Here is a 26,684-nt window from a genome sequence, read left to right as displayed (position 1 = left end):
CTGTGGACATTTAATTCAAAAAGGAAAGGGCCGGAAATTTTAGTTTCCGACCCTTGTTGGTGTATATGGAGTACTTTATATATAGCATTTTTTACAATACAACGTGTCACCTAAATTCATTTTTAATAAAAAAATATTTTATCATACAAACATTGTACTTATTGCCAAACAACTTAAGAACGAATAAACAAATTATAAACCGTCTATAAAAAAATCCCCTGCATGGTTACAGGGGAATTCCTCAGGCTTTCGCCATGATACAGTTATGATACAGACAACTTAGCGAGCGACAATTTGTCTTTGAATTTGCTCAGAAAGTTCAGGACTACCTATTTCGGCAATGCACTTTAATGCAAATTCTTCGGCCGTACCCGGGCCACGGCTTGTAACGATATGACCATCGACAACAACGCGATCCGTAGAGAATTCGCGACAAACAAGGTCTGTTTCACAGCCTGGGTAACACGTAGCCTTTCTGTCGACAAGAATTCTCGCCTTGCTGAGTACCGTCGGAGCGGCACAAATAGCCAAAATCCATTTATTATCATCATTGAGGCTGCAAATTGCATTTTCAACAGCAGCACTTGCCTTGAGGTTCTGCACGCCGACACCGCCACCTGGCAAGAAGACGGCATCAAAATCAGTGGGTTCAAGCTTTTTCAATGCGACATCGGCCTGAATTTTAAGCCCATGAAGGCCATTGACTAAATCAGCCCCCGAAACAGACGCAATAGTCACCTTAAAACCAGCACGACGCCATAAATCCACAGGAACCACGAATTCCGTTTCTTCAAAACCATCAGCCAAGAGTACGAGAATTTGCATAATACCTCCAAATAGTTACTTGATTATTATAGCTTTTTTCAATCTACACAGGGCTTACAAATCCGTTAAATTCTATATTTAAGGTATGAATTTCAAAGATAGAATCATCCGCGCGACGGGCAAAAAAACGCCCTTCCGCCTTATCGTGGTCGATTTGACAGAGACCATGAACGAAATCGGCCGTCACCACAACGCCAAGGGTTTTGCCCTCAAGTTGCTTGCCGAAAACTCCATTGCAAGCATTTTCCTGAGCGCAGGCCTTAAATTCGCAGGTACAGTTTCCTATACCACTACTTTTGGTGGCGAAATTACGAAAATTCAAACAGACTCGACCCCGATGGGTCTTGTCCGCGCCATGATTCCGCAGGCTGAACTCCAGGCAATCGGAGCAAACGAACCCGCCCTCGTGCCTCAGCACGTGCAAGTCGTAAAGTTGAACGAACAGGGCAAGCGCGTTCACGAAAGTATTATCGAAGCTCCGTCCGTTTCCGTGGGTCAGAACCTCGCTACATACCTTTTGCAGTCCGAACAGATTCGCTCCGCCGTTGGAATCGAAGCACAGTACAACGCACAGGACCCGAGCTTTCTCGATTACGCCGCAGGCTTTTACATCGAAGCATTCCCGGACCTCGAGGACAAGGACATCAACCTAATCGAAGTCATCGTGCAGAATCTCCCGAAGTTCTGTGACATGTACAAGGCAGACAAGGGTTTCGACCTTGATGAACTTCTGGACCAGCTCCGCGGCCCGTACGACATCGAAGTGGTGCGTGAAATCGACCCGAAGCCGTTCTGCCCGTGCAGCAAGGACCGCATGCTCGCAACGCTTGCAACGCTCCCGCTCAAGGATTTGCAAGAACTCAGCAGCGAAAACAAGGACTTGAACGTTGTCTGCGACTTCTGCCGCACGAACTACACGATTACACCTGCCGACATGCAAGAAATTATTGCAGAGAGGAACAAATAATTCGGATTCAGGAATTAGGATTTAGGAATTTCTATGTTTACTAAGCAATGTGTTGTCACTCTTGACCTGGAAGGCGTTCTTGCACCAGAAATCTGGATTGCCGTAGCCGAAAAGACGGGCATCAAGGACCTCCGCCTCACCACTCGCGACATTCCCGACTACGATGTGCTCATGAAAGGCCGCATCAAGATTCTCGAACGCGAAAACATCAAGCTCTCTGACATCCAGAACGTTATCGCAAACCTCGGACTCCTCGATGGTGCCCGTGACTTTATGGACACGCTCCGCGACGAAGCCCAAGTGATTATCCTCTCGGACACGTTCCAGGAATTCGCCTACCCCATCATGAAGAATCTCGGATTCCCGACAATTTTCTGCCACAATCTCGTGGTTGAAAACGACATGATCAAGGGTTATCACTTGCGCATGAGCGACCAGAAGACGAAGGTCGTAAAGCACTTGCAGGAACTCAACTTCAAGGTGTTTGCCTCGGGCGATTCCTTCAACGACACGGGCATGCTCAAGCAGGCCGACAAGGGCTGCTTCTTCTGCGCTCCGGATTCCATCGTGGCACAGTTCCCGCAGCTCGAAGCCACAAAGACCTACGCAGAACTTTTGGACAAATTCCACAAGTTCCAAGATTCTTTATAAGAAAAGAGCCTCGCGATTGCGAGGTCTTTTTTTAAGTTCCGCGATTCTCGATTAACGAGTCTGCCGCAGCATTATTTCAAGCTAGGTGTTTCCCAGTCGATCCATTCAGACTTTTTGAAGTTGATGGTTTGAGTATTCTTGGTGTAGTCAATCTTACCCGTCTTGGCATCCTTGCCGAGCAAGAACTTGTTCATAAAGTCCTTGACTTCGTCAAACTGCCCGTTCGGAAGCTGGCAGTGACCATGACCGCCTTCCTGGCTGTAGGTGTAATTTTCCGTTGCACCGAGAGCGTCATAAACTTCCTTAGAAGCTTGTCCGCAATAGTTCGACGGAACTTCGCCCAACCATTCCTGACCTGCATTGTCGAGAATGAGGAGCGCACGCGGAGCCACCATAGCCACCAACATGTGCTGGTCAAACGGGAGCGTATTTTCCTTGCCATCGTAGTTCTTGAAACTAGAAATCATCCACTTGCCTTCGGTACCGGCACTGCTCAAGCCCTGAACGAACTGCTTACCCTTCTGCTTGTTCACCTGAGCGCCCACACGCCAAAGCGATGCGCCTCCGGAACCGGATTCCTGCGGAATCGTGAGGGCAATACGTTCATCGAATGCTCCCACGGCAAGAGTACCCTTACCCCAGCGAGAGCAACCCGTCATAGCGAGGTGCTTCACATCGATACCCGCTTCAGGAGTCTTTTCGAGAGCGTCAATGATACGGCTCACGCCCCAAGCCCATGCAATGATGGTGCCCTGTCCCTGGTTATAAAGCTGGAAGAACATACCGCCACCGCTTTCTGGAGCGACGTCATCCGGGTTAAACGTAATCTGAGCGATGTCAAGACCGTTCGTTGCGTTGCCGAGGCTTCCGCAACCGCCCATCATGCCACCGCCAAAACCGATCATCGCAGGCTTCGGCTTGTCCTTGGTACCGGCGTTGCTGATTTTCACGGAGAACGAACCGGATTTGCCCTTGTCCGTGACCTTAATGGTGAGCTTTCCGCCAGAATACGAGCCTTCGACTTTTTCAGGATTGCGCGGCTTTGTACCGAACATGAGCTTTTCGTACATGGCGCCGATTTCTTCGCGACGGCATTTCCAATCAGCCTTGCTAGAAATACGCTTGCCATCAAGACCCATAAACGGGTCCGGCAGTTTTGCGTTGTTCACGCTTGAAGGGATATTGCCAATCTGGCATTCGCTGCGATGGTCTTCAACAAATTCATTTACCGGAGTCGGAGGCGTTGATTCGCTAGAGCTAGAGACTTCCGGCTTTGTTGCAGACGAACTAGAATGATGATGTCCACGGCTAGAACTAGAGACAGCATCGCTGCTGCTTTCTGGCAAAGCATCGCTACTCGATGATAGCACAGGCCCCGCGACACTACTACTAGATGCACCGCTAGAAATAGCGACATCAGAACTACTCGTCGGAGATTGTGCATCTGCAGAAGAATCAGGTCCCTGACTGCCAGAGCCGTCATCAGAACTTGATTCTACGCTATTTTCGGCGTACGAACTGGAGCTAGAGTTTTCCCCAGGCAAATACCCGTAAGATTGACCGACCTGTTCCAAGCATTCTTTTGTTGTACATTGCGCGGCAGAAGTCATAGCTTCATCGCCGCACGCCCATAAGCCAAAGGCAGCAACTGCCACAGGCATTACTTTCATCCACTTATTCATTGTATACCAACCCCAACAACAGCCGTGAATTCGGCGGAATTGTTGTCCTTTAAATTAATCTATTCTAAAAATTTTGGGCGAGATGTAATAACTTTTTTGTTGTAACAGTTACAACGCATTCATTCAGATGCATCTACCCGCAAACTGGAAATTTTCAATTTTTCCTTTTTTCTAGTCAAGTCGATGCTTTTTTCGTCTTATTTTTGGCATATTTTCGAAAAAAAGCCGCATAAGTATCAAATTATTAGATAAATTGAGAATGATGGATCAGGCTAAATTTACAACGAACCAAGAGCACATTGTAAGTGTGCTCCTTAAGAAGAATCCCAAACTTGACGAAGGGATTCTCAGAAAAGCTATAGCCTTTATTGCCGATGCCCACGATGGTCAATACCGCAAGAGCGGCATGCCCTACACAGAACACCCTTACGAAGTGGCCAAGATTCTTGCAGACCTCAAGCAAGACCAGGCAACGGTACTCGCAGGCTTATTGCACGACGTGGTGGAAGACACCCCGCATACCCTCAGTGAAATCTCTGAACTTTTTGGCGAAGACACGGCGTTCATGGTCGATGCGGTGACAAAGATTACCGCCGTCCAGGAAGCAAGCAAGACGGCGCAAAAGGCAAGTACCTACCGTAAGCTCATTACGGCCATGGCCAAAGACCCGCGCGTCATCATGATTAAAATCGCAGACCGCATCCATAACATGCGCACCATGCGATACATGAAGCCCGAAAAGCGTAAGATTATCGCCCAGGAAACTCTTGACATTTACGTACCGCTCACCCATAGATTCGGTCTATACAAACTGAAAACCGAACTCGAAGACTTGAGCTTCAAGTACGTAAACCCGGACGAATACCAAAAGCTCGTCGACGCCCTTATCGAAAATAAGGAAAAGCGCGAAAACTACGTGCAATCCGTGATTGGCCCGCTCCAGATCAAGATGGCCCTCGAAGACTTCGACTGCACCATCCAGGGGCGCACCAAGAACATATACAGCATCTATAACAAGATGATTGCCCGCGGTTGCGGATTCGAAGACATCTTCGACATTTTCGCCATCCGCATTATCGTCGAAACGATTCCGGAATGCTACCTCGCTCTGGGTTACGTGCACAACCTCTGGACACCGCTTCAAAGCCGCTTCAAGGACTACATCGCGACCCCGAAGCCAAACCTTTACCAAAGTATCCATACAACCGTCATCGGTCCCGAAAACAAGATGGTCGAAGTCCAGATCCGCACAAAGGACATGGACCTCACTGCCGAAAAGGGATTTGCCGCCCACTGGGCCTACAAGATGGAAACGCAGCACGAAGGCGAAGAACTCGCCTGGCTCGACCACATGGTCAAGCTGCAATCCGAAATCTCGGACTCCAAGGAATACCTCGACTTCTTGAAGGTGGACTTGAAGCCCGAAGGCATGACGGTGTTCACCCCGAAGGGAGCATCCGTTGAACTCCCCGAAGGCGCCATCGTTTTGGACTTTGCATTTGCAGTACACACGGAGCTTGGCCTGCACTGCATCGGCGCACGCATTAACGACAAGGTTGTGAGTCTCGATGAACCGGTACCGCACGGTGCCACCATCCAGATTTTAAAGAGCCCGAACCAGGAACCGAGCCCGGAATGGCTTGAAATGGTCAAGACCATCAAGGCAAAGCAGGAACTCCGCAAGTGGATGAAGACAAGCATCATCATCCAGTCCCGCAGCCTCGGTAAAGAAATCTGGACTCGCGAACTGCGCCTCCTGAAAATTGAAAAGGACAAACGCCCGAAGGAAGAGGACATCCTCAAGAACTTCGGCATGACAAGCCTCAACGAATTTTTTGAAAAGATCGGTCAGGGCGAACTGCCGCTCCAGGACATCCACCGCTTCTTGAACGGCGGAAACGATATATCCAAGGAAGCTGCCGCCATCCGCTTCTACCCGAAATTCGGCAAGGACATGGACAACACGCTCACCGACGAAATGCCGTTGATGATTGGTCACGAAACCAGTCTCCTCATCCATTTCGCAAGCTGCTGCGGCCCTGTCCCGGGCGATAAGATTGTCGGCGTGATGCGCCCGCAAATCGGTATCGAAGTTCACAAGAGCGACTGCCCTTGCCTCAAGGACTTGCCGACCGACCAGCGCCTCCCTGTCGACTGGAGCGCCGACGTTTCGAAGCCATTTACCACGCACCTCACAATTGAAACAGACAACCGCAGGAACTTGCCGTTAAGCATCCTGATGGTTCTGAAAGACGAGAACTTGTCGCTGGATAGAATGAGTATCGCCAGTGCCCAGTACACGGGACGCATCCGTATGGAATTCAAGGCGTTCCGCAAGGACCAGGTCGATGCCATTGTGACCAAGATAAGACAAGTCGAGGGCGTCAGAGGGGTTGAAAAAGCATGATATCTTCCCTACACCATTGCGACTACACACAAAAAAACCGTGCGTTCAACTGCCGCATGAGGAACCGCTATTACGAAGAAGTGTATTACGCGTTCCGTGCGCTGTTCCCGAACGAAATCGCCGAAGCCAAGGACTCTACACCCGAAGAGAACAATGCCTGGTACCAGCATTTGAGCAAGGACATCAAGCGTTACGAACGTCTCTTGATGACATGCCTCGAATATGCGCAGGCAGCCATCTTTTACGGCAAAGCCGAAAATTCTTCGCTTTACTCCAAGGACAAGCGCTGGGGTATTTTGCAAGAAGAAATCTTCCTCGTGCACTTTTTGCAGGAGCTGCTTTCGACGACGCGATACGTTATCGCAAGGATTGATACGGATAAAGTGTTGCAGCAATGGAGTGGGGAAATGCAGGGCATGAAATCAAGCCCTGTCGTTTACGGCTTTGTGAGTGATATTCAAGGCAAGTTGAATACCATGAACGCAGGCACCATTGATGAATTTAAGGACTTGTTGAAACACGTTCTGGACCGTTTCCAGATTGGCAATACGCTATTCGGAACCGTTCAGGACTTGCAGAATTTCTACTAATGACCATTGACTAAAAACTAACGACTATGTCTGAATACATCATACTTTCAATATTCCTTTTTCTGGGCGCGTTTATCGCGGCGGCGGCAACCGTCACAGGCCTATTGCTAGGCTACCGCACCAAGAATACAAAGAACAAGATGGCTCCGTACGAATGCGGTATGGAAACCATCGGCAACGCAAGAATTCAGTTCAAGGTGGGCTACTACTTGTTCGCCTTGCTCTTCCTCGTGTTTGATATCGAAGCGCTGTTTCTCTTCCCCGTCATGATGAACTTCAAGGAAATCATGGCTGGCCACACGGCGCTCCCGCCATCAGTCGTCGTTATCGACCTTATCATCTTCATTGCGATTCTCGTTTCGGGCCTTGCTTACGCCTGGAAAAAAGGAATTCTCAAATGGGAATAATCAATTTAGCTCCAAAGATTTTGGACCCGATTCCCGGTGGAAAGTACGTTGTAAACGCCATCGACTATGTTGTGAACTGGGCCCGTGCAAACTCCATTTGGCCTCTGACATACGGTACTAGCTGCTGCGCCATCGAAATGATGTCGAGTTCTATGGCCCGTTATGACATTGCCCGTTTTGGCTCTGAAGTGTTCCGCTCGTCCCCCAGGCAGGCGGACTTGTTTATTTTGGCAGGTACAATTACCCGCCGCATGGCACCCGCCATCCAGATGCTTTGGGAACAAATTCCCGGTCCGAAATACGTCATCGCCATGGGCGCCTGCACGATTAGCGGTGGCCCGTTCATCTACGACAACTATTCTGTTGTTCGTGGCGCACAGAACTTGATTCCGGTCGATGTGTTCGTTCCCGGCTGCCCGCCGCGCCCCGAAGCACTGTTCCACGGACTTTTGACGCTCCGCGAAAAGATTCTCAAGGAAACTTGCCGTAACCCCTGGCACGAAGGTGAACCGAAAGACGTTTCGACGATGGACCGCTATCGCGAAGCCGCAAAAACCTGGGCCGCTCTCGAAGAAATGAAAGACGAACAGATGGCCGAAGCACGCGCGAAGTTCAAGGAAGAAAATCCGGACTACAAGAGTGCATTCAAGCCGATTCGCGTCAAGAAGCCGGATTTCCCGGAAGTGGAACGCGTACCCGCCAAGCGCTTTGGCATGACGCAGCTCGAGCTTTTCACAAAGCTCCGCGCCAAGTTCCCGAACGTGACCGTGCATACGCGCGGTGAAGACACTCCTGAAGATGTTGTCGCGAAGATGCCTGCGGATTGCCCGCTCGAAGTCATGCTCGAAAAGGAAGACTACCTGAACGTCGTTGAATTTGTCAAGAACGATCCTGAATTCAAGATGGATTACCTAATTGACGTGACCGCGATTGACTACGACGACCACTTCGACATGGTGACAATGCTCAGAAGCCTTGAAATTGGCCACAAGATTTTCCTTTGCGTGCAGCTCAAGAAAGACTTCTCGATTGACGAAGAAAAACGCCCAACATCGCTCCTCGCTAGCGTCCCAACAATCTCGCACCTCTACCCCGGTGCAGAAATCAAGGAACGCGAAGTTTACGACATGTTCGGCATCAAGTTTGAAAACCACCCCGACCTTCGCCGCATCTTCTTGGACAAGGACTTCGTGGGTTACCCGCTCCGTAAAGACTTTACTCACCCGGAAATGATTAGGAGGCCTATATGAGTCATCAGTTACCTCCGGGATTTCGCCTCGAACGCAAATCGAATACTGAAGAATTTTTTATCAACATGGGTCCGCAGCACCCGAGTACACATGGTGCTTTGCGACTCACACTCCGCATGGACGGTGAGACCATTGTAGAAGTTGTCCCGCACTTTGGCTATATCCACCGCGGTATGGAAAAGCAAGCGGAATCGATGAGCTACTTGCAGTACATCGCGATGTCGGACCGTCAGGACTATTTGACCGCCATCCAGAACAACTTGGGCGTTGTCATCGCTCTTGAAAAGGGCATGAACGTGGGCGTTCCGCTCCGTGGCGAATACATCCGCGTGATGCTCCAGGAACTGGGCCGCATTGCCTCGCACTTGGTGTTCTACGGTTGCTTTGGCGGTGACCTTGGCGGACAGACTTGCCTCTTGTTCGGTTTCAAGGAACGTGAAATGATTCACGACATGCTTGAAGAAGTAACAGGTTCTCGCCTTACGACGAACTTCTTTAGACCGGGCGGAAGCCGCTATGACGTGCCGGATACGTTTATCCCGCGCGTAAAAGCATTCCTCGACCATATGGAAGATACGATGAAGGACTACGAAAGATTCCTTTCGAAAAACATCATCGTGTTGGAACGTAGCATCGGCATTGGCGTTTTGAGCAAAGAAGACGCGATCGCTTACGGTTGCTCGGGTCCTGTGCTCCGCGCTAGCGGCGTGAACTTTGACGTGCGCCGTGCAAACCCGTATAGCATTTACGACCAGCTCGACTTTGACGTGCCCGTATTCCATAACGGCGACTGCTACGACCGCTACCAGATCCGCATTGCTGAAATTCATCAATCGCTCAAGATTCTGCGCCAGTGCGTCGAAAAGTTCCCGACCGAAGGTCCGTGGCGTTCCAAGGAAAAGCCAGTGCGACTCCCCGTGGGCCGCTACTACAGCGAAATTGAAACAGCCAAGGGTCTTTACGCCACATACGTTGTCGCCGCAACGACCGGCGAAAAGCCGTACCGCATCCACACACGCGGCCCAAGCTTCCCGCATATTGCAGCAATCAACAAGATGGCTCAAGGTCACAAGATTTCGGACCTCGTGACCATCATGGCAACCCTTGACCCCGTGATTCCGGAAATTGACAGGTAGTTTATGTTTGTACCTTCAGTAACACATCCTATTGGCGACTTTGTCCGTGAATGGGTTCCGCGCTTGGCAGAATACCTGCCCGCAAACATCCAGTCCGAGGACCTCAACAGCGTCGTCGCCTTCCTCATCAACGCTGTGATTTGCATTATCGCCGTCTGCGTGGTGAACATCGGCTCTGCTCCGATCCTCATTTACATGGAACGTAAGGTTTGCGCTCACGTGCAGTGCCGCTTGGGACCGATGCGTCTTGGCTGGCACGGAACGATCCAGACCATCGCGGACGTGATCAAAATGCTCTTCAAGGAAGTGTACGCTCCGAGTGGCGCTGACAAGCTCATGTTCTACTTGGCTCCGCTAATCGTCTTGATTGCACCGTTTATCGTCTGCGCCTTGATTCCGTTCGACAAGAATCTCGTGGTCGCCGATGTCTCGATGGGCATCCCGCTCATCATCGCGGTAAACGGCTTTGGCGTGCTCGGCATCTTGCTTGGCGGCTGGAGCAGTAACAACAAGTATTCCTTGCTCGGTGCACTCCGCAGTGGCGCCCAGATGATCAGCTACGAAATCTCGTTTGCGATGATTCTCCTGTTCGTCGTCATGATTTCTGGTTCTACGAACCTCATGAGCATTACGATGGGCCAGGAAGGAACGATTTTTGACTGGTGGATTTTCAAGATTCCAGTCCTCGGTTTCATTGCCTTCATCTTGTTCTTTATTTCCAGTACCGCCGAAATGAACCGCGCTCCGTTCGACATTGCCGAAGCAGAACAGGAACTCACAGGTGGCTACCACACGGAATACAATGGCACCCCGTTTGCCATGTTCTACCTCGCCGAATACATCGCGCTCATCACGAACTCCGCACTCGCAACCACATGCTTCCTCGGTGGATTCTTCCCGCCGTGCATCGGCATTGACGCTATCGACAACGTTTTGAAGATGGTGCCTGGCGTCGTGTGGTTCTTCGCGAAGATTTACTTTATGGTTTGGTGCTACATGATGGTCCGCTGGACGTTTGTGCGCCCGCGCGTGGACCAGCTCATGGACTTTGAATGGAAATTCCTTTTGCCGGTAAATCTGGTTTTGCTCGTCGCTGGCGCAGCCTTTATCGCAATTGGTGGTTAGTATGAACGAAAATATTTCAACTCTTCAATACATTAAACGCTACCTGAAGCGTTGCATTACGGGTCCGTGGAGCCTTATTTGCGGATTGTCCGTGACGCTCAAGTATTTTTTCAATCCTAAGCGCATCGTTACGGAACAGTACCCCGAAAACCGCAAGACGCTTAAAATGCACGACCGCTACCGCGGCCGCCTCGAGATGATCGAAGATGCAGACGGCAACAACCGCTGCACCGCTTGCGGCATGTGCGAACGCGCCTGCCCGAACGCCTCCATCAACGTGCTTGCCACAAAGAACATTGCAGGCAAGAAGGTTCTCGGACGTTACGTGTACCACTTCGCCAGTTGCACCCAATGTGGCCTCTGCGTAGAAGCCTGCCCGTTTGGAGCCATCCGCATGAGTCCCGCTTTCGAAGTTGCGACAACCGACCCGAACGATCTTGAAATGATTTTAAATAAGAAGGAGGGACAAGGTTAATGTTCCCGGATTTGCCTTTATCATTCCCAATGGGAGGCATGGACATTGCGTTCTATGTCGTCGCATTCGTGATTTTAATGACGGCGGTTTGTTGCGTTGCCGTGAAAAACATCCTGCAAAGCGCTGTGTTCCTCATCTTTAGCTTTGTCACGACCGCCATTCTCTACATGCTTATGCATGCCGAATTCATTGCACTTGCCCAGGTGATGGTTTACGTGGGCGGTGTCGTGATTTTCGTGGTGTTTACGATTCTCCTCACAAGCCATTTGGGAGAAGACGCGTTTACCACAAAGATTCCGCGAGTGTTCACCGCATTTGCGCTTTCCATCGCGTTTGTATTCGTGATGGTCAAATGCGTGCTGCCGACTCCGGACTTGGCAAGCGGCATCGTGAACTCCCCCGCCGACTATTCTTCACTCCAGAACTTCGCCTTGCGCTTGCTCGGTAACGATCCGAACGGATTCATCATCCCGTTTGAAATCGTGAGCGTGCTCCTCTTGATGACGCTCATTTGCGCTATCACGGTCGCCCGCCGCACCAAGGAAGATGCCGAAGAGGAGGCTAGCAAATGAACCTTCTGAATTGCTTGATTCTCGCATTTTTGCTGTTCGGGATTGGCGTCTGGGGCCTGATGCGCCGCCGCCATCTCATCGGCATGCTTATTTCCATTGAGCTCATGCTGAATGCAGCAAACATCAACTTTATCAGTTTTGCCTACTTCACCGCACACGATGCGACCGCAGGCGCTCTGTTCAGTATCTTTGTCATTGCCGTGACGGCTTGCGAAATGGCCATCGCCCTTGCGATTATCGTGACCATGTATCGCCGCCACAAGAGTCTTGACGTTGACCAGTTGAGGGATCTCCATGATTGATGATATCACTCTCGGTTATTTGATTCTTTTGCTCCCGCTCCTCACGTTTGTCGTGAACGGGCTTTTCCTCGGAAACAAGTGCGCTAAGGCTGCTGCGATTTTCGCAGTCGTCTGCAACGGTCTTGCATTTGCCGCCGCAGGCACACTCGCATTCCACTACTTCAGCTCGGACTTTGCACCGCAAAAGGCAATTCTGTTCGACCATACGTTTATCCCGTTCATCGGGGATTTGGTCGCAAGAATCGGTATGCTCGTAGATCCGCTCTCCGTGATGATGCTCGTGGTCGTCACGTTCATCAGCTTCATGGTGAACATCTACAGCATCGGCTACATGCGCGAAGACCGTGCCGCCGGACGTTTCTTTGCACTGCTCTCGCTGTTCAGCTTTAGCATGCTCGGGCTCGTCATTGCGACAAACCTTTTCCAGATGTTCATCTTCTGGGAACTCGTCGGCGTTTCAAGTTACTTGCTCATCGGCTTCTGGTACCACAAGCCAAGCGCTGTGAGCGCCTCCAAGCAGGCGTTCATCCTCACCCGCTTTGCCGATAGCTTCTTCTTGCTCGGCATTGTGCTTGTGAGCTACGTCGTCGGAAGCTTTGACTTTTCGACGCTCAATTCGCTCAACCTCATTGATTTCCAGAAGCAGTTCATCAACCTCGGCCTTGTGACAATTCCAAAGTCCGAAGCGCTCGTTCTCGGCTCCATCTTGATTTTCACCGGTGGCTGGGGCAAGTCCGCCATGTTCCCGATGCATATCTGGCTCCCGAACGCCATGGAAGGTCCGACACCCGTCAGCTCTATCATTCACAGTGCAACGATGGTCGTCGCAGGCGTTTACCTTGTCGCTCGACTCTTCCCGTTCTTTGCCATTTGCGATAACGCCCTCACGCTCATCATGTGGGTTGGCGCCTTCACGATGGTCTTTGCAGCCGTCATCGCTTGCACGCAAAAAGACATCAAGCGCATCCTCGCCTACTCCACGCTTTCGCAGCTCGGTTACATGATGTTTGCACTTGGCGCTTGCAAAATAGGTCAAGTCGTCGCCGTTACTGGTTGGACCGCTTCGACATTCCACATCTTTACGCACGCCTTCTTCAAGTGCAGCTTGTTCCTCATCGCCGGTAGCCTTATTCATCAGGTCGGTACAAACGATCTCGATGCCATGGGCGGTCTCGGCAAGAAGATGAAGCTCACTTACGTTTGCACGCTTATTTCGATTCTCGCGATTTCGGGCATTCCGCCGTTCTCCGGATTCTTCTCCAAGGACGAAATCATTCTCGCCGCATTCCAAGGGCACCATTACGTTGTCTTTGGGCTTGCACTCCTCACGAGCGGCCTCACGACGTTCTATATGTTCCGTCTGTTCTTCCTGGCGTTCCATGGCGAACCGCGTCACGAAGGCGTCAAGGCTGGCCATGTGCACGAAGATTTCGCGATGACACTCCCGATTGCAATTCTTGCCATTCCGGCATTCTTAAGCGGTGTCCTCGGCAAGAGAATTTTCGAAGAGTTCTTTGTTCCGGGCCAGATGAACGTTCCGCAGCTCGTCAAGCTCGACCATGCTGATTGGCTCCCGTTTGTCGCCGTTGGCATTGCCCTTGTCGCTCTCGTAATTGCCTGGGCGCTTTACGCAAGCCCGTGGGCAAAAGTGAAACGCGCCCTCGACGAAACCAACCGCAGCGGCATCTACAAAGTCATTTACCACAAGTTCTACTTCGATGAAATGTACTACGCCGTCGTCCGCCAGTTTATCTTTGGCGGTATCGCATGTGTCGCCCGCGCATTCAACGATTACGTGATTGAAGGACTCCTCGCCTTTACGGTCTGGTTTGTCCACAAGCTCGGTGACTTGGTCCGTTTTGCCCAAGCCGGCTACTTGCCGTTCTACTTGGGTACTTTGATTGTTGGCGTTCTCCTTTGGCGATTCTTCGGCCAGCTTCCCCTGTAAGGCGCACCCATGAATACAATACTTTTTAACTCCATTTGGGTCCTCCCCCTCTTAACGGTTCTCGCCTGCGTACTGATTCCCGCCACGTACGAAAAGACGCTCCGAACCATCCACGTCACGTCGGCAACGATTGTCCTTGCAATTGTCTGCTACTTGACTTACGCTATCTACGCTCTCTCGGGAACTCCGACGGATCCGGCAGCCGCACCGCTTGCGCTCCGATTCTTCACGGACATCCCGTGGCTCTCGATGTTCAATGCCCACTACATTGTCGGCGCGGACGGTCTCAACATGCTGTTGCTTGCGCTCACGGCGTTTATCGTCTGGGCAGGCGTGCTCGTAAGCCTCAAGATCAAAGGGAATCAGAAGATTTTCTTTGCACTTATCCAGCTCTTGGCAACAAGCGTTTACGGCGTGTACATGAGCTTTGACCTGGTGCTTTTCTTTGTGTTCTACGAAATGGAAGCACTCTGCATGTACTTGATGATTGCCTGCTACGGCAGTGGCAAGCGCGACTACGGTGGTAAAAAGCTCACATTGACGCTCGCATTTGGCTCTTCGATGATTCTTGCAACGCTCTTCGGACTTTACTTCGAAAGTGGCGCTACAAGCTGGAACCTCATTGAAATTGCAAAGACGACTCTCCCGATGGATTTCCAGATGTGGGCATTCCCGCTCATGTTCATGGGATTCGCCGTTTCGAGTTCGCTCTTCCCGTTCCACTTCTGGAGTCCGGACGGCCACTCCGCCGCACCGACAGCCGTTTCGATGCTCGCCGCCGGCGTGATGATGAAAATGGGTGCTTACGGATGCCTCCGCGTGGCCATGTTCCTCATGCCCGAAGCCGCCAAGATTTGGCTCCCGTACGTTGTAGCACTCCTCATCTTTAACGTGGTTCTCGGCCCGTTCATCGCCATCCGCCACAAGGACCTCAAGTATATCACCGCTTACAGCTCCATCAGCCACTTGGGTCTCATCTTCTTAGGCCTTGCAGCCCTCACGCCGATTGGACTTCGCGGTGCTAGCCTCCAGATGATTTCTCATGGATTCTTGACAGGCCTCTTCTTCGCGACCATCGGCATGATTTACGAACGCACCCACACCCGCGATATCACGGAAATGGGCGGTATCATGCGCAAGATGCCCTTCCTCGGCGTAGGCTTTGTGCTTGCCGGTTTTGCAGGGCTAGGCCTCCCGGGCTTTAGCGGATTCATTGCCGAAAGCACCATCTTCATTGGAGCGTTCCAGCAAGATTCCACGCTCACGCGCATCGTGACGATACTCGCCATTCTCTCCATCACAACGACCGCCGTCTACATTTTGCAAACGGCAAACCGTATGCTTCACGGTCCGCTCCCGCAGAAATACGAAGGCCTCACAGATGGAAGCTTCCGCGAAAAGTTGGTCATTGTCGTTCTCGTTGCCTGCTTGTTGTTCATTGGTGTTTGCCCCGGCTGGATTTCGGAACTTCTGGACCAGAGCATTGCACCAATCTTTGAAAAGATTTCATCGGCAGGTTTATAGTAGGTTTAATTATGACAAATTTTGCAATTCCAAACTTCATTCTACCTGACGTTTTGCTGCTGATTTTCCCGTTCGTCGTGATTGGGATACGCCTTTTCGTGACTACACAATCCAAAGTCCCTTGGCGTATGGCAAACATCGGCTTTATCGCCATTTTCTTCTTGCTGAACTTCATCCCGCTCGCGAGCGGCAACGGCAAGTTCTTTATCTGCAACTGGAAAGTGGACGACTTTGGCGTGCTTATGCGCGAAGTGCTCATGGTGAGCGCTCTGCTTGGCATGTGGCTTTCCAAGGACTACTTTGAACACGGCGCCGACAAGAAGCCGCCTATGCACCAGATTGCCGAATTCATCGGCGCCATCGCATTTGCGACGTTCGGAGGATTCACGGTCGTGAGCGCATGCGACTTGCTCACGTTCTTCCTCGGCCTCGAAATCGCGACCATCCCAATGTACGCACTCGCCGCCTGGAACAAACGCGACCAGTACGGTTCCGAAGCTGCTACCAAGTACATCTTGATGGGATCTGTCGCCACAGCATTTGAACTGTTTGGATTCAGCTACCTCTACGGTTTCTCCGGAAGCCTCCACTTCAACGAAATCCAGGCCGCTGTTGCAAGCGGTTCTAGCCCGCTCTTGTGGATTGCCGTGCTGTTCCTCTTCTGCGGAATCGGATTCAAGCTCACGCTGTTTCCGTTCTACACCTGGGCTCCGGACGTTTACGAAGGCGCTCCGACGCCGGTAACCGCAGTGCTTTCCGTGACCTCGAAAGCAACCGCCATTGCATTCCTCGTCGTGCTCGTCTATGGCCCGCTCTCCCCGATTCAAGACAAGATGGCTCCGCTCATTGCGCTCCTCGCAGGCGTCACGCTCTTTGTCGGTAACCTCGGTGCATTAAAGCAGAGCCGCCTCCGCCGCTTCATGGCTTACAGCTCTATCGCTCAGGCAGGCTACATCATGATCGCCTTGCTAGGCCCTGCAACAACAGCAAAGACAGCAATCATCTATTACCTCTTTGTCTATGCGGTTTCCAACTACCTTGCATTCTTCGTATTCGGCATCATCGGGCATCACCGCGAAGAAACATTCCAGTCGCTCCGCGGACTTTCAAAGCAAAACCCGAGCCTCGCCATCGCCCTTGCGATTTCGATGTTCAGCTTGGCAGGCATCCCGCCTCTCGCCGGTTTCTTTGGCAAGTTCCACCTGTTCTTCAGCGGCGCTTCGACTGGACATTACGCACTCGTGGCATTCGCCGTTTTGAACAACGTCATTGCGCTCTTCTACTACTTGCAGCTCATCAAGGCTGCCTGGGTCGATGAACCTGACGGACATCTGAATCCGCTCCGCCTCACCAAGCGCCAGCGCGAAGTCATCATTTTGCTGAGCATCGCGGTAATCCTCCTCGGCTTTGTACCGTTCCTGAGCAACAACATCTTTGCCGGATTTATGAATTAAACAAGGGGAAACGCCTTGATTCTCCTAACGGAGAATGACAATAAAATTTCGCCCCCGACTTAGTCGGAGGCGTTTTTCGTTGACCTTCTTTCGGCAGACTTAAAGCCTGCCGTTTCTATCCATTTGATGACGAATAATCAAGGCATTCCTTTATAACATCAGGAGAAAGCTTTTTCTTTTGCATAATTTTTCTCACGGCATCAAGCGTTTCTTGCCTGATTTTATTCACGAAATCAGGGTTATCTTCCGCAAAAGCCAACTGTTGAGCGTATCTGTCCCATTTCAAGTGCATAATATACCTGTACCTTTTTAGTTCCTTTTTATTAAATCTAGCTAGTTTAGCATACGGAAGCAAGCCCTCGAACTTTTCCGTTTTTAGAGCTGGGGGAAGTTCCTTAAGGCGGTGCAAATAGCGAAAAATAAACATCCACTTGGCAACCTCCGAATCACTCTTGCGAATCATCCTAGCGACCTTCGGAAGTTCCACAATCGTGAAATTTGCACAATCAACTAGCCGTTCGGAGGTTTCATAATCAAGAAGTCCGGCACGGTGAAGCGGCCGATTGTCATCAAATACCCGAAAACGAGCAAAAGAAATCACATAGACCGGCTTGACATCGTAATCCCAGTCGGGACCGGGTTCGCCCTGTTGCACAATCATCTGACTTGAATAAAACACCAAGCGCTTCAAGAAATTCGTTTCACGCTGAATCTGCACCTCAATTTCGATAAGATTATCCCGCTCATCGCGGCAATGCAAATCTAGGATTGACGATTTGGAATCCTTGCTACCGGAATCATTGAGTTCCGGCTGTTGCGAAGCTACATCCATAATCTTTTGCGGGATCTGCCCCTCAAGCATATCGTTCAGCAGATTCAACAAATTGCGTTTTCCTCGATGCGTATCTGGTGAAAACGTCTTCTTGAAAGTTTTGTCATACAGAAGGCTTGCGTAAGGACCAAATTCACCTTCCTTGACAAAATATTGCGAAAGGTCGCTTTCTTCGGCATTATACGGGGCAACATCTTCGCATAATGACGTACAAGTCGAATCGTCAACAATCCAAACTAACGGTTTATTTCCATGGAAAAAATGCCCAAGTCCAAGTTTTTCAAGAACCGGGTCTATACATCTTTTATTTTGAACGCCCATTTTATCCTCTGATTACGTGAATCGGAGCGTTTTGAACACGCCCCTACTACATTAACACGCACGAACGAGGATTTTGGCTCAGTATTTTTGCGTAAAATAATTTTTAAAGTTTCCATTTGGCGTTATTGCCGATGTTGCGGATTAGGCGGAAACCGCCGGAATAACCTGTATATCGATCCTCAGAACGATAACTATAGTTTATCCTTTTCCAATCGTGAAAAAGGCCTCCACCCTTCAAACAAGACGGACAATTTTCGCCTTCTTTTAAACAATATGGACAATCTCCTGGACGGCATATTTCCGCTCTCTCAGGTCCACCTGGATTAATCATTATATAGGAATTAGGTCTTAACCAATTGTGATCTTCTAAAAGAACGTGTTCTTCCACCAAGCCCAAAACATCATATAGACCATAACCATTAGGCAGCAACTGACCTACAGGTTCTGTTTTTACATGTTCCTTATATTTGGCAAATCTTGCATATTTTGTAACGTCTTTAATTTTAGTGGAATTATTGCACCAAGGCGTCATGGCCTTTTTTTCTCCACCACGAGCAAGCATCATCCATTCGTCATAATATGGAAGCCGATAACCATCAGAAGTTGAATCTATGCTAACAAGAATTGCTTTTTCTTTATGATTGGAAAAATCATAAGACATAATGACATATTGATGCCTTGGTCCTTTGCGTTGTTTAGTATAGTCACGATAGTGAATTGCAACATATTGATATCGCGGATTGATTATTGAATCGTCATATTCACCTGATTCAGGTTCAATTATTTTTATATTTCTATACTTTGTCGCAGAAAATTTATAATACGGTTTTAGTCCTTCTCGAATGCTGCGGGCATTGGCGTACTTCATGGCCATATACAAAGAAATCATATTTGCTGCAGAATCATGAGCATCGCATTTTTCGTTACGCATGCTGGACTTTTTTCTTTCTGACCATTCTTTTTCAATCTGATGATCCTTTGGATTTAAGGGAATTTCATCCCACATTAATTGAGTGATTTCGCAATTGGTAACCGGGTATTCATCAACTAGATAAGTTCCTGTAACAGACACAATTTTTTCGTCTTTATCAAACGCTTGATATAGGTCTTTTCCGTATAAAATTTCTTCATTTTTGAAGTCCAAATACTTCATGCCAACGGCCAGATTGATTTTATAGGCACTGTCAGAATCAGGAAACTTCACATGAATTGAGTTGACACCAATAAGCGTCGGGACAATAAACGCAAAGCAGGAATCATTCACGATCTTTGATGTCAACGAAGTTTTCCATTCGCGAACGCGGCTGTCTAAACAAATTTGAACGGTCTCGTTTTTCTCGACTTCAAGCCAATATTCTGCACCCAAGGAGTCCCGATTTAAGACAACATTTCTTTGAGGATTATTCAACAATTCTTCTGCACTCGGTTCTTTGTCCGAACAAGCCATGCAGAGGAGCATACATAAAACCGATATTGTTATTTTCAAAACATTCACCATAGTCAAACCATCAGTTATTCTAGCAAGTCATAATAAAATCTATCCGTAAACTTTTTTACCAGAATTTTCATCCGAGCATGCAACGCAGAAGAAAACATATAAAGACAATACTACAGTTTTCAAGATATTCATATAAACACTTCCCAAATTGATTTTATAAAAGCAACCTACAAAATCAAATTCAAGAGAAGCGGCGTTCGGAAAGAATTAGTGTGTAAAATAAAATTGTGCTTTTTAACTATTCGTTCCAGATGTCGTTCGGGAGTTTGCCGATATCGCGGAAGTCGAGCTTGCCGCTTGTTGCGGAATTCATGCTCACGAGGCGTGCCAAAGGCTTGCCAGCACGTTCAATGACGATTTCTTCGTCCTTGATAGCGACCTGGTTCAAGAGCGTCCCAAAATTCTGACGCATATCCATTGCAGAAACAACTTTCGACACGGCGAGTCCTTTTTCTTATAACCAATTTAATTATTATTATAGTTAACGTCAAAGGAGATTCCCTCCCCATACGCGGATCATGCTCACATAAGTGCTAAAGCACTAAGTGATCAAAGAGCTCGGAGGCGGGAATGACAAAGCAAAAGGTGGCGCCCCCAATAAATGGATCAAGAAGTTCGTACATATTCGGTCACGCAGTACATGCGTTCGCTCAAGAACACCGTAGAAGCTACGCCTGCGGTGTGGGTGCACGGAGTCATTTCGCAAATTGCCGAAAAGCCGTCGGGCGTTTACCTGAGCATTGCGGACTTTGCCGATGGCGACGTGAAGCCCAAGGCGACCCTCGCCCTTTACTGCTACACCGCCAAGTACGATGCGATTCTTGCCAAGATTTCTAGCCTTTCGCAACCGTTTACGCTCAAGCACGACTTGAAAGTCAATTTTCTCGTGCGCGCAGAACTGTACATCCCGTACGGAAAGTTGCAAGCGCAAATCCTAGACATCGACCCGGTTTACACGATTGGCGAACTTGCACTCACCAAAAGCGCCATCTTGAAGCGCCTTGCGATGGAAGGCTTGCTCGAAAAGAACAAGCAGCTCGAACTTGCTGACGTGCCGCTCCGCGTGGGGCTTATCACTGGCGAAAACACTGCCGCCTACAAGGATTTTACCACGCGACTCGAAGCTTCGCCGTTCGCCTTCGAAGTCACAACGGTCTATGCGCGGATGCAGGGGAACGAAACCGAAGGGAGCATCATCGCAGCCCTGGAACAGCTCCAAGGCGACTCCAATTTAGATGTTGTCTGCATCGTGCGCGGTGGCGGCGCCAAGACGGACTTGAACTTTTTCGATAGCGAAGCGCTTTGCCGCGCGGTCGCGAACTACCCCACCCCCGTCTTTACGGGAATCGGTCACGAAATCGACCGCTGCCTTTTGGACGAAGTCGCTTACCTCTCGTGCATCACGCCCACGGACTGCGCAAAGCGTCTCGTGGAACGCGTCACGGACAGTTGGAACCGAATGACTGAAGCGATGGCAAGCATTGCCGATGGCGCCCGCGACCTACTCACCGACAACAACAAGCAACTCGGCACGATGGGAAACCAGCTCCAGCAAAAAGTTTTCGGGCTCATCCAGAACGAGAAATCGAAGCATGTGCTGATGGCGGCCTCTATCAAAAAGGACACTGCATTTTATATAAAGTCTGAGCACGAACGACTTGACCGCAACCAAGAAGGTTTAAAGCAAGGTTCCCGCAAGATTCTTGACCTCGCGAAATCGCAGTTCGAGCTCGTCAACGAAAAAGTCAAAAACGCAGACCCCAAGACGACACTTGCCAAGGGCTACTCGCTCACGCTCGATGAAAACGGGAAATTTATCCGCAAGGCAAGCCAGCTCAAGAGCGGCGACACCATCAAGACTCGCCTCGCCGACGGGGATGTTTTGTCAGTGGTAAAGTAACAATTGCCGCGCATTTCAAGACTATTCAAATGCCGGCAGGCACTCAATTTTCTTGAAACGGCGCATCACGGAGTCCAGCTCAAAATAGCGCACACAATCGCCTAACGCAAGCATCACGTAATTCGGCGTCAAAATTTGCAAATACTTGTTCAGTTGCTGTTGCAACACAGGCCACGTGTATTCGCCCGGAGCCTTGCACTCCACCAGGAGCCACGGCTTGTTCAGAGGCGCCCCCGCCCGAAAATTATGCACCATGATATCCACGCGGTCCGCCGTCTTTACATCAATCGACGAAAGCGGAAATTCCACCGCAATCAAGTGCTCCGGCACCTTCACCACATCGAGCAAATAGCGCACCGTCGCCTGGCGGACATGCTCTTCGGGCGTTGCAGGGACATCCTTTTTGCGAATCGGGTCAAATAGCGTTTCGTGGGTCATTGGCGTGAATATAAAAAAACGTGAGGAAAATCACCCCATTTCAAGGCGAAATTACAAAAAAAGTCAAACAAATCGACCCAACTTGCGTGTTTCATATTATCTTTATAATGACTTTTTATTTACAAAAAGCCTACGAAGGAGCAAATATGGATTTACAGGAATATGTCAATCAGTTCGATTCGATGACCTGCATCATGTCCGTCGAAAAAAAGCCGAACGGCTACGGCAAGATGCGTATCGAAGTTGGGAACAAGGCATATATCGATTCCTTCGAAAAAAATAGTAGCAATCTTATCGACATGCCGTTTGGCAAGAGGTTCGTCCCAGGTCAGGAATACACTGCGTATATCCCCAAGGACCTGAACTTCGAACATTTTATCTATAGCAGCGCAGTCCTCAAAAAGCCGATGCACGCCTACATTCACCCAGAAAGGTTCGATGTCTGGTTCAATATCTTCAGCCTGCCCCTCGATTTTGAAGATCCGTTCAAGTGCTACTGCACCTACACGCAAGAACTGTCGACCGAAATGAACATGGATTCCTTGCAAAGCCTTTCGGCAAAGACAACTGCCGATGTGCTCAAGACTTGCATCAAGCTCCGCAGCACCAAGAACTTCCTCAAGACCATGGACGAGGTGATGGCCGACATCCGTAATATTTGCAAGGCCAATTACTGCTGCATCATGTTGACGGACTTCAAGACACGCAAATGCTCCTTGCTCAGCGAAAATGCCGCCCCCGAAATCGGCAGGCACACGCTTGCAGACTTTTTGAACGATGAATTTATCGACTACGCCAAGTCCTGGCTAGACATCATCAACGGGAGCACTTGCTTGCTCATCAAGAACGAACAAGACAAGGAAGATATCAAGGCCCGTCACCCGGCTTGGTATAAGTCCTTGCGGTCAGCAAACATTGAAAGGCTTGCGCTGTTCCCGCTCAAGTACAACGATGACATCATCGGATTCATCTGGGCAACCAACTTTGCTCTCGAAGAAACGGACCACATCAAGGAAACGCTCGAACTTTCGACGTACTTTATCGCATCGGAAATAGCCAACTACCAGCTGCTGCAAAAACTCGAAAAGCTGAGTTCTACGGACCTCTTGACCGGAGTCAAGAACCGCAACGCAATGAACAACCGCATTCTCAAGATATTATCCGGTCGCGAAAGAGTTCCCAATAGCTATGGAATTGTCTTTGCCGACTTAAACAGTCTCAAATACGTCAACGACAGCGAAGGCCACGGCGCAGGCGACCAGTTGCTAAAAGACGGTGCAGAAATTCTCAAGTCGACTTTCGAAAATTCAGAGATTTACCGTGCCGGTGGCGACGAGTTCCTGATTATCGATATGGAGAACTCCAAGGAAGTTCTCAGCCAAAAAGTCGAAACGCTCCGAAAGAAATCGGACGACCCGAACAAAATCAGTTTTGCCGTCGGATTCTATTACGAAGAAAATGGTGGCGACATCCGAAAAGCCATGCGTGAAGCCGACGCCAACATGTACAACGATAAAAAAGCTTTTTATGAAAGGCACCCTGAGTGCAGGAACCGTTAATGATGGATTTGCAGAAATTTGTAGATAACTTCCACACGATGACAAGCATCTTGTCGGTCGAAAAGCGCGATGATGACAGAATCGGCACCATCCGCATCGAGGCCGCAAATGACCTGTATATCCGCGCCATGGAAAAGGTCGACAAAGATGGCAATGTCGTCTTTAAGGAAAAGTTTGTCCCCGGCAGTAGCTACGAACGCTACATGAAGAAGGAACTCAACTTCGAGAACTTCTGCTACGAATGTGCCATCAAAAAGAAACCTGTACACGCCTACATCCGCCCCGAGCGCTACACCTTCTGCATCAACCTGTACATGATGCCGCTCGCTATTGACGACCCGAAAAAGGCGTATTGTAGCTACACCCAGGAAATTACGTTCGAAGAAAATGTCGACGCGATGTCGAACATTTCGGCTAAGACTTCATCCAACGTATTGCAGACTTGTATCAAGTTGCGCAGTACTAAAAACTTGCAAAAGACCATGGACGAAGTCATCGAGGACATCCGCAAAATCTGTGATGCAAGCTATTGCTGCGTGATGCTGACGGACTTCAATGACAACACGTGGTCCGTATTTAGCGATGCCTTAAAGCCGGATTCCGGGATCCGTTCCATTCGTGAACTCAAATCCGAAAACTTTGTCGATTACGCAAGGTCCTGGATAAAGACACTGAACGGAAGCAATTGCCTGATGATCAAGAACAAGGACGACCTCGAAGTCATCCATCAGGAAAACCCAGCATGGTACAATTCGCTTGTAGCCGCTAACGTCAATAGCCTTGTCCTCTTGCCACTCGAATACAACGGCCTTACTCTAGGCTTTTTCTGGGCCACGAATTTCGACACGTCGAACACGCTCTACATACGTGAAACACTTGAGCTTTCGGCATTCTTTGTCGCCTCGGAAATTGCGAACTACCAGCTTTTGAACCAGCTAGAACTACTCAGCAGCATGGACCTCTTGACGGGCGTCATGAACCGTAATTCAATGAACAATCGCGTGACGCAGTTCTTGAATGGCGAAGTGCAGTACAAGTCGCTCGGTATCATCTTTGCAGACTTGAACGGCCTCAAGCCAGTCAACGATAATAAAGGCCACGACGCTGGCGACAAGCTTTTAAAAGACGCGTCTCAGCTTTTAAAATTCACGTTCGACGGTTGCGAATTCTACCGCGCAGGTGGCGACGAGTTCTTGATTATCGCACTCGACAAGTCGAAAGAAGAGCTCGAAGCTAAAGTTAAAACGCTCCGCGAGAAATCGATGATTCCGGGCAAGGTCAGTTTTGCCATCGGGTTCTACTACGATGCAAACGGAGGAGACATTCGCACAGCCATGCACGAAGCCGATGTCCGCATGTACGAAGACAAGAAGCGTTACTACGACAGGTTCCCCGCCAACAGAAAGCGGCTGTAAAAGTTTCGCATTTTCAATACTTTGTTATGCCCGCTTTGAGCGGGCATCTTCTTTTTTACTATTATTCCCTCAAAAATACATCCATTTTAGGAGTCAAAAATGCGTAGAAGATTGTTGAGCGAAGGTGCTAAGGAACTTTCTTACGAAATCCGCGAGATCGTGAAGAAGGCGAACCAGCTCAAGGCACTCGGCTTGCCAATCCATTGGGAAAACATCGGCGACCCGATTGAAAAGAAATGCCAGGTTCCCGACTGGATCAAGGACATTGTTGTGGACCTCGTCCGCACAAACCGCAGCTACGGCTACTGCCCCTCCAAGGGCATGCTCGAGACCCGCGAATTCCTGGTGAAGGAAAACAACAAGCTCGGCGGTGCACAGATCAACGTCGATGACATCCTGTTCTTCAACGGCCTCGGTGACGCCATCGCCACCATCTATGGCCTGCTCTCGATGAACACCCGTATCATCGGACCGGCCCCGGCCTACTCTACGCATAGCTCTGCCGAAGCCGCCCATGCTCACACGGCACCGATTACCTACCGTCTGCAGCCGGAAAACCACTGGTACCCGGACCTCGAAGAACTCGAGAACAAGGTGAAGTACAACCCGAGTATCGCGGGAATTTTGATTTTGAACCCGGACAATCCGACCGGCATGGTCTACCCGCTCGAAATCCTCCAGAAGATTGTCGATATCGCCAAGCGCTACGGCCTCTTCATCATCTGCGACGAAATCTATAACAAGATTACGTACAACGGAGCTCACGCCTACGCGCTCGCTGAATACATCGGCGATGTCCCGGGCATTGCGCTCAAGGGCATTTCCAAGGAATACCCGTGGCCGGGTGCTCGTTGCGGCTGGGCAGAATACTACAACCGTGACAAGGACGAACAGTTCGACGCCTTCTGCCGCGCTATCGACAACGCCAAGATGGTCGAAGTTTGCTCCACGACGCTCCCGCAGATGACGATTCCGCGCGTTCTCGGCGACAAGCGTTTTATGGAACACCGCAAGGCATTGAACGAAAAGATTGGCCGCAGGAGCGCTATCATCAACGAAATCCTCTCCGACATTCCGGAGCTCTATTTCAACCCGACTTACGGCGCATTCTACAACACCATCATCTTCCGCGAAGGCACTCTCAATAACCACCAGACGCTGAAGATCGACAATCCGATTATCAAGAAGAAAGTCGAAGAATGGTGCAGCAAGACGACGAATCTCGACTACCGCTTCGTGTACTACCTCCTGGGCGCAAAGGGCATCTGCGTTGTGCCGAGCACGAGCTTCTGCACGGACCTCAAGGGCTTCCGCGTGACGCTTTTGGAAGAAGACGAAGACGAGCTCCGCAGCGTGTTCACCACGATTCACGATGCAATCATCGAATATCTGCATAGCTAGTCATT

General features: G+C 49.8%; 24 protein-coding genes. 18 read left to right on the top strand and 6 right to left on the bottom strand.

Features of this window, described 5'->3' with window-relative positions; translation table 11 throughout:
- Positions 1-279 precede the first annotated feature (279 nt).
- Positions 280-825 (bottom strand): DJ-1 family glyoxalase III, encoded by a 546-nt coding sequence (locus B7982_RS04260; protein WP_088659686.1) that lies wholly within the window; start codon positions 823-825, stop codon positions 280-282.
- 85 nt (positions 826-910) lie between these two features.
- On the opposite strand from B7982_RS04260, the gene B7982_RS04255 reads away from it, so the two are divergent.
- Both B7982_RS04255 and thrH read left to right on the top strand, forming a co-directional pair.
- Entirely contained in the window at positions 911-1,792 is an 882-nt protein-coding gene (locus B7982_RS04255) for an Hsp33 family molecular chaperone HslO (protein WP_088659685.1), read from the top strand.
- Positions 1,793-1,825: 33 nt separating this feature from the next.
- Entirely contained in the window at positions 1,826-2,443 is a 618-nt protein-coding gene (thrH, locus tag B7982_RS04250; RefSeq protein ID WP_014546980.1) for a bifunctional phosphoserine phosphatase/homoserine phosphotransferase ThrH, read from the top strand.
- 71 nt (positions 2,444-2,514) lie between these two features.
- Here thrH and B7982_RS04245 read toward each other — a convergent pair whose 3' ends face one another.
- A complete protein-coding gene (locus tag B7982_RS04245; protein ID WP_088659684.1) occupies positions 2,515-4,125 on the bottom strand; it encodes a hypothetical protein in 1,611 nt (536 codons plus the stop codon).
- Positions 4,126-4,387: 262 nt separating this feature from the next.
- Here B7982_RS04245 and B7982_RS04240 point away from each other — a divergent pair, with 262 nt between their 5' ends.
- From B7982_RS04240 to B7982_RS04185, 12 genes are read left to right on the top strand one after another with little or no spacing between them, the layout of a single operon-like run.
- Complete coding sequence (locus tag B7982_RS04240; protein ID WP_233138365.1) at positions 4,388-6,532, top strand: bifunctional (p)ppGpp synthetase/guanosine-3',5'-bis(diphosphate) 3'-pyrophosphohydrolase; 2,145 nt, start codon at positions 4,388-4,390, stop codon at positions 6,530-6,532.
- Positions 6,529-7,122, top strand: a complete 594-nt coding sequence (locus B7982_RS04235; RefSeq protein ID WP_072827343.1) for a hypothetical protein — start codon at positions 6,529-6,531, stop codon at positions 7,120-7,122. Before B7982_RS04240 ends, B7982_RS04235 begins: the two co-directional genes overlap by 4 nt.
- 26 nt (positions 7,123-7,148) lie before the next feature.
- On the top strand, positions 7,149-7,529 hold the full coding sequence (locus B7982_RS04230; RefSeq protein ID WP_014546976.1) for an NADH-quinone oxidoreductase subunit A: 381 nt from the start codon (positions 7,149-7,151) through the stop codon (positions 7,527-7,529).
- Positions 7,520-8,779 (top strand): NADH-quinone oxidoreductase subunit NuoB, encoded by a 1,260-nt coding sequence (nuoB, locus tag B7982_RS04225; protein WP_014546975.1) that lies wholly within the window; start codon positions 7,520-7,522, stop codon positions 8,777-8,779. The genes B7982_RS04230 and nuoB overlap by 10 nt, the downstream gene beginning before the upstream one ends.
- Positions 8,776-9,915 carry an NADH-quinone oxidoreductase subunit D gene (locus B7982_RS04220; protein WP_088659682.1) on the top strand — a complete coding sequence of 380 codons (1,140 nt, stop codon included), beginning with the start codon at positions 8,776-8,778 and terminating at the stop codon, positions 9,913-9,915. The genes nuoB and B7982_RS04220 overlap by 4 nt, the downstream gene beginning before the upstream one ends.
- Positions 9,916-9,918: 3 nt before the next feature.
- The gene (locus B7982_RS04215; RefSeq protein ID WP_088659681.1) at positions 9,919-11,040 is read left to right on the top strand and encodes a complex I subunit 1 family protein; all 1,122 of its coding nucleotides are present in this window, start codon (positions 9,919-9,921) and stop codon (positions 11,038-11,040) included.
- Position 11,041: 1 nt separating this feature from the next.
- Entirely contained in the window at positions 11,042-11,515 is a 474-nt protein-coding gene (locus B7982_RS04210; RefSeq protein WP_088629960.1) for an NADH-quinone oxidoreductase subunit I, read from the top strand.
- On the top strand, positions 11,515-12,087 hold the full coding sequence (locus B7982_RS04205; RefSeq protein ID WP_085492267.1) for an NADH-quinone oxidoreductase subunit J: 573 nt from the start codon (positions 11,515-11,517) through the stop codon (positions 12,085-12,087). Before B7982_RS04210 ends, B7982_RS04205 begins: the two co-directional genes overlap by 1 nt.
- Positions 12,084-12,389, top strand: coding sequence for an NADH-quinone oxidoreductase subunit NuoK (gene nuoK, locus B7982_RS04200; RefSeq protein ID WP_014546971.1), 306 nt, complete (start codon positions 12,084-12,086; stop codon positions 12,387-12,389). Before B7982_RS04205 ends, nuoK begins: the two co-directional genes overlap by 4 nt.
- The gene (nuoL, locus tag B7982_RS04195) at positions 12,382-14,337 is read left to right on the top strand and encodes an NADH-quinone oxidoreductase subunit L (RefSeq protein WP_088659680.1); all 1,956 of its coding nucleotides are present in this window, start codon (positions 12,382-12,384) and stop codon (positions 14,335-14,337) included. Before nuoK ends, nuoL begins: the two co-directional genes overlap by 8 nt.
- A 9-nt stretch (positions 14,338-14,346) precedes the next feature.
- Positions 14,347-15,861, top strand: coding sequence for a NuoM family protein (locus tag B7982_RS04190; protein WP_088659679.1), 1,515 nt, complete (start codon positions 14,347-14,349; stop codon positions 15,859-15,861).
- Between the two features lie 11 nt (positions 15,862-15,872).
- Entirely contained in the window at positions 15,873-17,315 is a 1,443-nt protein-coding gene (locus B7982_RS04185; protein ID WP_088629957.1) for an NADH-quinone oxidoreductase subunit N, read from the top strand.
- A gap of 115 nt (positions 17,316-17,430) precedes the next feature.
- Here B7982_RS04185 and B7982_RS04180 read toward each other — a convergent pair whose 3' ends face one another.
- The 3 genes from B7982_RS04180 to B7982_RS04170 all read right to left on the bottom strand — a co-directional run bounded on the left by B7982_RS04180 (position 17,431) and on the right by B7982_RS04170 (position 20,405).
- A complete protein-coding gene (locus B7982_RS04180) occupies positions 17,431-18,468 on the bottom strand; it encodes an Rpn family recombination-promoting nuclease/putative transposase (protein ID WP_088659678.1) in 1,038 nt (345 codons plus the stop codon).
- 103 nt (positions 18,469-18,571) lie between these two features.
- Positions 18,572-19,966, bottom strand: coding sequence for an SUMF1/EgtB/PvdO family nonheme iron enzyme (locus tag B7982_RS04175; protein ID WP_088659677.1), 1,395 nt, complete (start codon positions 19,964-19,966; stop codon positions 18,572-18,574).
- A 238-nt stretch (positions 19,967-20,204) separates the two neighbouring features.
- On the bottom strand, positions 20,205-20,405 hold the full coding sequence (locus B7982_RS04170) for a type II toxin-antitoxin system Phd/YefM family antitoxin (RefSeq protein WP_233138364.1): 201 nt from the start codon (positions 20,403-20,405) through the stop codon (positions 20,205-20,207).
- Between the two features lie 162 nt (positions 20,406-20,567).
- Between B7982_RS04170 and xseA the strand changes: the two genes are divergently transcribed.
- The gene (gene xseA, locus B7982_RS04165; protein ID WP_088659676.1) at positions 20,568-21,866 is read left to right on the top strand and encodes an exodeoxyribonuclease VII large subunit; all 1,299 of its coding nucleotides are present in this window, start codon (positions 20,568-20,570) and stop codon (positions 21,864-21,866) included.
- A 21-nt stretch (positions 21,867-21,887) separates the two neighbouring features.
- Here xseA and B7982_RS04160 read toward each other — a convergent pair whose 3' ends face one another.
- Entirely contained in the window at positions 21,888-22,304 is a 417-nt protein-coding gene (locus B7982_RS04160; RefSeq protein ID WP_088659675.1) for a type I restriction enzyme HsdR N-terminal domain-containing protein, read from the bottom strand.
- 146 nt (positions 22,305-22,450) lie between these two features.
- On the opposite strand from B7982_RS04160, the gene B7982_RS04155 reads away from it, so the two are divergent.
- The 3 genes from B7982_RS04155 (at position 22,451) to B7982_RS04145 (ending at position 26,679) form a co-directional block, all read left to right on the top strand.
- Positions 22,451-23,863, top strand: a complete 1,413-nt coding sequence (locus B7982_RS04155; RefSeq protein WP_088659674.1) for a GGDEF domain-containing protein — start codon at positions 22,451-22,453, stop codon at positions 23,861-23,863.
- Positions 23,863-25,278 (top strand): sensor domain-containing diguanylate cyclase, encoded by a 1,416-nt coding sequence (locus B7982_RS04150; RefSeq protein WP_088659673.1) that lies wholly within the window; start codon positions 23,863-23,865, stop codon positions 25,276-25,278. Before B7982_RS04155 ends, B7982_RS04150 begins: the two co-directional genes overlap by 1 nt.
- Positions 25,279-25,377: 99 nt before the next feature.
- The gene (locus B7982_RS04145; protein ID WP_088629948.1) at positions 25,378-26,679 is read left to right on the top strand and encodes a pyridoxal phosphate-dependent aminotransferase; all 1,302 of its coding nucleotides are present in this window, start codon (positions 25,378-25,380) and stop codon (positions 26,677-26,679) included.
- Positions 26,680-26,684: the final 5 nt, after the last annotated feature.

This window comes from Fibrobacter sp. UWB2 (genome assembly GCF_002210425.1).
GTDB classification, from domain to species: Bacteria; Fibrobacterota; Fibrobacteria; order Fibrobacterales; family Fibrobacteraceae; genus Fibrobacter; species Fibrobacter elongatus.
Note: the sequence above shows the minus strand (reverse complement) of the source record. Positions and strands in the feature narration are given on the sequence as shown.

Coding starts and splice junctions, on each gene's coding strand:
- B7982_RS04260 (WP_088659686.1), bottom strand. CDS start 825: ATGCAAATTCTCGTACTCTTGGCTGATGGTTTTGAAGAAACGGAATTC.
- B7982_RS04255 (WP_088659685.1), top strand. CDS start 911: ATGAATTTCAAAGATAGAATCATCCGCGCGACGGGCAAAAAAACGCCC.
- thrH (WP_014546980.1), top strand. CDS start 1,826: ATGTTTACTAAGCAATGTGTTGTCACTCTTGACCTGGAAGGCGTTCTT.
- B7982_RS04245 (WP_088659684.1), bottom strand. CDS start 4,125: ATGAATAAGTGGATGAAAGTAATGCCTGTGGCAGTTGCTGCCTTTGGC.
- B7982_RS04240 (WP_233138365.1), top strand. CDS start 4,388: ATGGATCAGGCTAAATTTACAACGAACCAAGAGCACATTGTAAGTGTG.
- B7982_RS04235 (WP_072827343.1), top strand. CDS start 6,529: ATGATATCTTCCCTACACCATTGCGACTACACACAAAAAAACCGTGCG.
- B7982_RS04230 (WP_014546976.1), top strand. CDS start 7,149: ATGTCTGAATACATCATACTTTCAATATTCCTTTTTCTGGGCGCGTTT.
- nuoB (WP_014546975.1), top strand. CDS start 7,520: ATGGGAATAATCAATTTAGCTCCAAAGATTTTGGACCCGATTCCCGGT.
- B7982_RS04220 (WP_088659682.1), top strand. CDS start 8,776: ATGAGTCATCAGTTACCTCCGGGATTTCGCCTCGAACGCAAATCGAAT.
- B7982_RS04215 (WP_088659681.1), top strand. CDS start 9,919: ATGTTTGTACCTTCAGTAACACATCCTATTGGCGACTTTGTCCGTGAA.
- B7982_RS04210 (WP_088629960.1), top strand. CDS start 11,042: ATGAACGAAAATATTTCAACTCTTCAATACATTAAACGCTACCTGAAG.
- B7982_RS04205 (WP_085492267.1), top strand. CDS start 11,515: ATGTTCCCGGATTTGCCTTTATCATTCCCAATGGGAGGCATGGACATT.
- nuoK (WP_014546971.1), top strand. CDS start 12,084: ATGAACCTTCTGAATTGCTTGATTCTCGCATTTTTGCTGTTCGGGATT.
- nuoL (WP_088659680.1), top strand. CDS start 12,382: ATGATTGATGATATCACTCTCGGTTATTTGATTCTTTTGCTCCCGCTC.
- B7982_RS04190 (WP_088659679.1), top strand. CDS start 14,347: ATGAATACAATACTTTTTAACTCCATTTGGGTCCTCCCCCTCTTAACG.
- B7982_RS04185 (WP_088629957.1), top strand. CDS start 15,873: ATGACAAATTTTGCAATTCCAAACTTCATTCTACCTGACGTTTTGCTG.
- B7982_RS04180 (WP_088659678.1), bottom strand. CDS start 18,468: ATGGGCGTTCAAAATAAAAGATGTATAGACCCGGTTCTTGAAAAACTT.
- B7982_RS04175 (WP_088659677.1), bottom strand. CDS start 19,966: ATGGTGAATGTTTTGAAAATAACAATATCGGTTTTATGTATGCTCCTC.
- xseA (WP_088659676.1), top strand. CDS start 20,568: ATGGATCAAGAAGTTCGTACATATTCGGTCACGCAGTACATGCGTTCG.
- B7982_RS04160 (WP_088659675.1), bottom strand. CDS start 22,304: ATGACCCACGAAACGCTATTTGACCCGATTCGCAAAAAGGATGTCCCT.
- B7982_RS04155 (WP_088659674.1), top strand. CDS start 22,451: ATGGATTTACAGGAATATGTCAATCAGTTCGATTCGATGACCTGCATC.
- B7982_RS04150 (WP_088659673.1), top strand. CDS start 23,863: ATGATGGATTTGCAGAAATTTGTAGATAACTTCCACACGATGACAAGC.
- B7982_RS04145 (WP_088629948.1), top strand. CDS start 25,378: ATGCGTAGAAGATTGTTGAGCGAAGGTGCTAAGGAACTTTCTTACGAA.